The sequence below is a fragment of the Dietzia aerolata genome (assembly GCF_014144865.1).
GTDB lineage: Bacteria > Actinomycetota > Actinomycetes > Mycobacteriales > Mycobacteriaceae > Dietzia > Dietzia aerolata.
In genome coordinates this window covers 1-6,534 of sequence record NZ_JAALDM010000106.1, presented here as the reverse complement: position 1 = coordinate 6,534, position 6,534 = coordinate 1, and the positions used below count along the sequence as shown (strand labels likewise).

The following is a 6,534-nucleotide window of genomic DNA, read 5'->3' as shown; positions in this document are numbered from 1 at the left end:
CGCGCCCCAAGATGGTGTCGCCCAACACCACGCAGTCGGCCGGCGCGGTGAAACCGGTACCCGCGGAGCGGACCTCCAGGCTCACCGAGTCAGCAGTATGACCCGGGGTGGCGAGCACGATGATGTCCAGACCGGCGGCGTGCACCTCGTCGTCGTCGCCAAATGGTTGAGCATCGCGGCAGAAGCGCTCCTCGACGGCCCGCACGGGAGCCGACGTGAACTCGCGCAGGAAATCGATGCCGTCGGTGTGGTCGGGGTGGCGGTGCGTGATGAGGATCAACTCGATCTCGCCCACGATCGCCGCGATGCGCTCGGCATGCGCGCGATCGGCCGGCCCCGGGTCCACCACCACGCACGTCGGCGACCCCGGCGCCCGCAGCACCACGGTGTTGGTGCCCTCGAACGTCATCTCCGACGGGTTGTCGCAGAGGATCACCCCCGCCAGCTCCGTGACGGGGCGCAGCGTCTCATAAGCCGGGAACTCGATCGGCGACAGGCCAGCGGACATGGGGACTAGACCTCGACCTCGACGATCAGCTCGACCTCGACCGGCGAATCGAGCGGCAGCTCCGACACCCCGACGGCCGAACGGGCATGCACCCCGACGTCGCCGAAGATCTCACCCAGCACGTCGGACGCACCGTTGATCACGGCCGGCTGACCGTTGAACCCCGGCGCCGAGGCCACGAAACCCACGACCTTGACGACCCGGACCACCGCGTCGATGCCGACGAGCCCGTCGACCGCGGCCAGCGCGTTGAGGGCGCAGGTGCGGGCGAGCTCAGCGGCCTGCTCGGGCGAGACGTGCGCGTCGCCGGAGGCAGCGCCCCCATCGACCGCACCGACCTTGCCGGTCGCAGTGAGCGCGCCGTCGACCATCGGCAACTGGCCCGAGGTGTAGACGATGGACCCCGTGCGCACGGCCGGCGCGTAGTTGGCGACCGGCGGCACGACCGTCGGCAACTCCAGGCCGAGCTGCTCCAGCTTGCGGGTCCAGTACCCGGCCGGCTCCGCCTCGGGCATCAGAGCTGACGCTTCATGTAGGCGACATGCTGCTCGCCGGTGGGGCCGGGCAGCACGGAGACCAGCTCCCAGCCGTCGGCTCCCCAGGTGTCGAGGATCTGCTTGGTGGCGTGCGTCAGCAGGGGGACGGTGGCGTACTCGAACCGGGGGGCACTGGTGGCTTCACTCATGCCCCCACTCTAGGGAACTAGGGAGCAGCCCGCGCGGGATGGTCGCTGGGCTTACCCTTAGCCTCATGCCGCCCACACAGAACCGGGACCCGCAGACGTCGTCGCGCGCGACCATCGCCGACGACTTGTCCACCGGCTGGTCGAACGAATCCCAGCGCGCCGAACTGCACTACGTGTCCGGCAAGGGGGGCACCGGCAAGACCACGATGGCCGCCTCCCTCGCGCTCGCCATGGCCTCGACCGGCAAGAAGATCCTGCTGGTGGAGGTCGAGGAACGCCAGGGCATCGCCCGGATCTTCGACCGCGCCCCGCTGCCGTACCGCGAGGAACTGGTAGCGCGCGTCGACGGCGGCGGCAAGGTGTACGGGCTCGCGATCGACATCGAGGCCGCGATGCTCGACTACCTCGACACGTTCTACCGCCTGGGTGTGGTGGGCAAGGTGATGAAATCGGTCGGCGCGATCGATTTCGCCACCACGATCGCGCCCGGCCTCAAGGACGTACTGCTCACCGGCAAGATCTACGAGGTCGTCACGCGCGAGCACGCCAAGAAGGAGGTCGTCTACGACGCCGTGGTGGTGGACGCGCCGCCCACGGGCCGGATCGGCAAGTTCCTCGACGTGACCACCGCGATGGCCGACCTCGCCGCGGGTGGCGGGCCCATCCGGCGCCAGGCCGAGGCCGTGGCGGAACTGGTCCACTCCGAGCGCACCGTCGTGCACCTGGTGACGCTGCTGGAGTCGCTGCCGGCCCAGGAGACCATCGAGGCGATCGCCGAGTTGAAGAGCCACGGGCTGCGCATGGGCCAGGTCATCATCAACCGCGCCGAGGCCCGCCACCTGGATGACGCCGCGCTCGAGCGCGTCGCCGAGGAGGAGATCGACGCCGCCGCGATCCTCGCCGGGCTGGAAAAATCTGGTTTAGAGGTCGACGACGAGGGACTTCAGGGGCTCCTCGTGGAAGCCATCGAACACGCGCGCGTCGCCCGCGGACAGCTTCGCGCCGGTGAGACCCTCACGGGCGCCGGGTGCCCCACCCTCGTTCTGCCCGCCCTCCCGCACGGCGTCGAGGTCACCGACCTCTACGACCTCGCGTCCGCCCTCGTCGACCAGGGAGTCCGCTGACATGGCCAAGCGTCTCGACATCACCTCACTGCTCACCGACCGCAAGACCCGTGTGGTGGTCTGCACCGGCGCCGGTGGCGTGGGCAAGACCACCACCGCCGCGGCGGTCGCACTGCGGGCCGCCGAGCTCGGTCGCGACACCGTGGTGCTCACCATCGACCCGGCCCGCCGCCTCGCCCAGGCGCTCGGCATCGACGAGCTGTCGAACGAGCCCTCCCCCGTCGAGCTCACCGACGGCCAGGCCGAGGCCGGCGGCTCCCTGCACGCGATGATGCTCGACATGCGTCGCACCTTCGACGAGCTGGTGACCGCCAACACCACGCCCGAGAAGGCCGAGAACATCCTCAATAATCGCTTCTACAAGACGATGGTCACCTCCTTCGCGGGCACGCAGGAGTACATGGCCATGGAGAAGCTGGGGCAGCTGCTCGACGATTCGACGTGGGATCTCGTCGTCGTCGACACTCCCCCCTCCCGCAATGCGCTGGACTTCCTCGACGCGCCGAGCCGCCTCGGCGCCTTCCTCGACAGTCGCCTGATGCGGCTGCTCTCCGCGCCCGGTCGCGGCGTGGGACGCCTGGTGACCGGTGCCATGAGCACCGCGATGCGCGGGGTTTCCGCGGTGGTCGGCTCGTCGATGCTGGCCGACGCCTCCGAGGTGGTGGTGGCCCTGGACTCGACCTTCGGCGGGTTCACCGCCCGCGCCGCCCGCACCCAGGCCATCCTGCGCCGCAAGGGCACCGAGTTCCTGGTGGTCTCCTCCGCCGAGCGCCCGGCCCTGCGCGAGGCTGCGTTCTTCGCCGAGCGGCTCTCGGACGAGGACATGCCACTGGCCGGGGTCGTGATCAACCGGACGCATCCCCGCCTGGCCGATGTCAGCGCCGAGCAGGCGGGCGCCGCGGCCGACCGGATCGCCGGCACCGACCCCAAGGCCGCGGCAGTGCTGCGCATCCACGAGGACCGGGCCCGCACCGCGCGGCAGGAGCTGCGGCTGCTGGAGTCGTTCACCGACACGCACCCGGACGTGAAGATCGTGGGCGTGCCGTCGCTGCCGTTCGACATCTCCAACCTGGAGGCGCTGCGCGCGGTGGGCGATCAGCTCTGCGGCTGACCGGGGCGGAAATGACGAACGCGGCCAGCAGCGAAGGCTGCGGGCCGCGTCGAATTCCACGTTCTCGACACGCTCGCCCGCCCACCTGTAGGTGGGCACACGGGCACGGGCGAGCCGGTCACGCCGTCTTCCGGTGAGGGACCGAAAGGACGAGGGGTCAGTACACGGCGGAGTGCCGCTCGATCTGCTGGGCGAAGAAGTCCGCCCAGGACCTGACCTCGGGGTGCTGCTTGAGGAGGGCACGGCGCTGACGCTCGGTCATGCCGCCCCAGACACCGAACTCGACCCGGTTGTCCAGCGCGTCGGCGCGGCACTGGAGCAGGACCGGGCAGTGGCGGCAGATGGAGGCCGCCTTGCGCTGGGCCGCTCCGCGGACGAACAGCTCGTCCGGGTCGATGTCCTTACAACGGGCTTGGGACACCCACTCCTGGCGTCCCTCCCCGATGATCGTCTCCTCGGAACCGAGGGGATTACTGCTGCCGGGGCGAACCCCGTTGTCTGAGGAGCGGGAAGTCCCGGGAAGGGTAGCCGTCATCGAAAAACCCCTGTCTGCATGGAACGGCGGGCGATCGTGTCGCACGCCGAACCGGCCTTCTGGGCACGCCCGGCGCGGCGAACCCACCGTGTTCGCGAAGGTCCCGCAGCCTCTGAGTCTCGTAACAAAAGTCTCATCAACTAAGAAACTCCTCGCGTTCCCCAATATTGTTACCGCAGTCACACAACAGAAGTAAAGAGTCGCGGGCAGAACAGAATGCGTCGGGTGTCATAACGGGGGTGGTCACGTACTCTGGGCGCGTGTCAGGTATGAGTTCGCTGGGAAAGCTGGTCGCCACGTGTGTTGCGGCCGGGGTGGTGGCGGCCGGAGCAATGTTTCCGATTGCCGGAGCGGCTGGGCTCGCGTCCAACAAGATGGCCGATTCACTAGCGGGAACGTCCGCGGATCTCGTCAAGGGCGACCTGCCGTCGATCTCCACGGTCACCGACGCCGCCGGCGAGCCCATCGCCTGGTTGTACGACCAGCAGCGGGTGACGGTCCCCAGCGAGGACATCTCGCAGAACATGAAGCTCGCGATCATCGCGATCGAGGACCGGCGGTTCGCCGATCACCAGGGTGTGGACTGGCGGGGCACGATCCGAGCCGCGCTGACCAACGCCACGGCCGGCGAGGTCGAGCAGGGTGCGTCGACCATCGACCAGCAGCTCGTCAAGAACTATCAGTTCCTGGTCTCCGCCCAGAACGACGCGGAGCGCCGCGCCGCGATCGAGACGACCCCGGCGCGCAAGATCAAAGAAATCCGGATGGCGCTCACCCTCGACAGTGAGATGCCCAAGGACGAGATCCTCTCCAAGTACCTGAACCTGATCTCGTTCGGCAACGGCTCGTTCGGCATCCAGACCGCGGCACAGACCTACTTCGGGGTCGATGCCTCAGAGTTGACGGTCCCGCAGTCCGCGATGCTGGCGGGCATGGTCCAGTCGACCAGCCGGTTCAATCCGTATACCAATCCCGAGGACACCAAGCAGCGTCGCGACACGGTCATCACCACGATGGCCGACACGGGCGCCATCACCCAGTCCGAGGCCGCGCAGTTCATCGCCGAGCCCCTGGGCGTGCTCGAGCGCCCCAACTCCCTCCCCCGCGGGTGCATCACCGCAGGTGAGAGTGGGTTCTTCTGCGACTATGTTCTCCAGTACCTCGACGAGAACGGGCTGAGCCGCAAGATGGTCGAGGAGGGCGGCTACACCATCCGCACCACTCTCGACGAGACCGTTCAGGCCAACGTCGAGCGCTCCCTCGAAACGTACGGCAACCCCACCACCGAAGGCGTGGCCGAGGTGATGAGCGTGGTGCGCCCGGGCAAGGAGTCGCACAAGGTCGTCGCGATCGCCTCCAGCCGGCAGTACGGGCTCGAGCTGGGCGACAGCCAGACGGTCCAGCCGCAGCCGTTCTCCCTGGTCGGTGACGGCGCGGGCTCGGTGTTCAAGATCTTCACCGTTGCTGCGGCGCTCGAGAAGGGCATGGGCGCCAGCACGACGCTGTCCGTGCCGAACCGCGTCCAGGTGTCCGGCCTCGGCGCCGGCGGCGCGGCCGGGTGCCCGCCCGGCCAGTACTGCGTGGAGAACGCGGGCGCCTACCCCGGTTCACTGTCGGTGACGGATGCGCTCGCCCAGTCCCCCAATACGACGTTCATCAATCTCATCAAGGACGTCGGCGTGGCCCCCACCGTCGACATGGCGACGCGGCTGGGCATGCGCTCCTACGACCGCAAGGGCACCGCCGCCGACGGCGACTCGATCAGCAGCTTCGTCAAGAAGAACAATCTGGGGTCCTTCACGCTGGGCCCGACCGCCGTAAACGCGCTCGAATTGTCCAATGTCGGAGCCACCATCGCGTCCGGCGGCGTCTGGTGCCCGCCGAGCCCCATCGAGTCCATCACGGACCGGACCGGCAAGCCCGTCGAGCTGAACGAGCCGGAGTGCGAGCAGGTCGTCGAGGAGGGGTTGGCCAACACCCTGGCCGTCACCATGTCCAAGGACGCCGTCGGCGCCGGTACCGCAGCAGCGGCGGCCGGGGGCGCGGGTTGGAGCCTGCCGATGTCCGGCAAGACAGGAACCACCGAGGCCAACCGCTCGTCTGCGTTCCTGGGCTTCACCAACAACTACTCGGCCGCCGTGTATGCCTTCAACGACGGCACCACCACCACCGAGCTGTGCACGAGCCCGCTCCGCCAGTGCTCGTACGGCAACCTGTTCGGCGGCATGGAGCCGGCCCGGACCTGGTACTCGGCGTTCTCACCGATCTCCGACATCTACGGGCCCGTGTCACTGCCGTCGCCGGATCCCGCCTACATGCGGGGCGCGGCCCGCTCGGGCATGCCGGATGTCGAGGGCATGAGCCAGTCCGCCGCTACGTCGCTGCTCACCAACGCCGGCTTCATCGTCAACACCCAGTTCGTGTCCGGCTCCGGCCGCTCGTACGGCACGGTCGTGGGGGTCGACGGCGGCACCGGAATCCCCGGCTCCCAGGTCACCCTGCGGATCTCCGACGGCTCCGGTGGCGGCGGCGGTGGCGGCGCCGGCGGCGGCCAGGGCGCGTCCGGGCCGA

At 68.9% G+C, this 6,534-nt stretch carries 7 protein-coding genes; 3 read left to right on the top strand and 4 right to left on the bottom strand.

Annotation, left to right across the window (positions count from 1 at the left end; translation table 11 throughout):
- From G6016_RS07225 to G6016_RS07215, 3 genes are all read right to left on the bottom strand, one after another.
- A partial coding sequence (locus G6016_RS07225; protein WP_182631993.1) for an MBL fold metallo-hydrolase occupies positions 1-508 on the bottom strand: 508 nt, incomplete at its 3' end.
- Between the two features lie 5 nt (positions 509-513).
- A complete protein-coding gene (locus tag G6016_RS07220) occupies positions 514-1,023 on the bottom strand; it encodes a RidA family protein (RefSeq protein ID WP_182631992.1) in 510 nt (169 codons plus the stop codon).
- The gene (locus G6016_RS07215; RefSeq protein ID WP_182631991.1) at positions 1,023-1,193 is read right to left on the bottom strand and encodes a DUF4177 domain-containing protein; all 171 of its coding nucleotides are present in this window, start codon (positions 1,191-1,193) and stop codon (positions 1,023-1,025) included. Before G6016_RS07215 ends, G6016_RS07220 begins: the two co-directional genes overlap by 1 nt.
- 65 nt (positions 1,194-1,258) lie before the next feature.
- On the opposite strand from G6016_RS07215, the gene bagA reads away from it, so the two are divergent.
- Entirely contained in the window at positions 1,259-2,317 is a 1,059-nt protein-coding gene (gene bagA, locus G6016_RS07210) for an ATPase BagA (protein ID WP_182631990.1), read from the top strand.
- A 1-nt stretch (position 2,318) separates the two neighbouring features.
- Positions 2,319-3,428, top strand: coding sequence for an ArsA family ATPase (gene bagB, locus G6016_RS07205; RefSeq protein WP_182631989.1), 1,110 nt, complete (start codon positions 2,319-2,321; stop codon positions 3,426-3,428).
- A gap of 157 nt (positions 3,429-3,585) precedes the next feature.
- Here bagB and G6016_RS07200 read toward each other — a convergent pair whose 3' ends face one another.
- Positions 3,586-3,963 (bottom strand): WhiB family transcriptional regulator, encoded by a 378-nt coding sequence (locus G6016_RS07200; RefSeq protein WP_187354410.1) that lies wholly within the window; start codon positions 3,961-3,963, stop codon positions 3,586-3,588.
- Between the two features lie 269 nt (positions 3,964-4,232).
- Between G6016_RS07200 and G6016_RS07195 the strand changes: the two genes are divergently transcribed.
- Positions 4,233-6,534: transglycosylase domain-containing protein (locus tag G6016_RS07195; protein ID WP_182631994.1), on the top strand; the 2,302-nt coding region annotated here is incomplete at its 3' end.

Excerpts from the sequence above, each read along its gene's own strand:
- G6016_RS07220 (WP_182631992.1), bottom strand. The coding sequence starts at position 1,023 with ATGCCCGAGGCGGAGCCGGCCGGGTACTGGACCCGCAAGCTGGAGCAG.
- G6016_RS07215 (WP_182631991.1), bottom strand. The coding sequence starts at position 1,193 with ATGAGTGAAGCCACCAGTGCCCCCCGGTTCGAGTACGCCACCGTCCCC.
- bagA (WP_182631990.1), top strand. The coding sequence starts at position 1,259 with ATGCCGCCCACACAGAACCGGGACCCGCAGACGTCGTCGCGCGCGACC.
- bagB (WP_182631989.1), top strand. The coding sequence starts at position 2,319 with ATGGCCAAGCGTCTCGACATCACCTCACTGCTCACCGACCGCAAGACC.
- G6016_RS07200 (WP_187354410.1), bottom strand. The coding sequence starts at position 3,963 with ATGACGGCTACCCTTCCCGGGACTTCCCGCTCCTCAGACAACGGGGTT.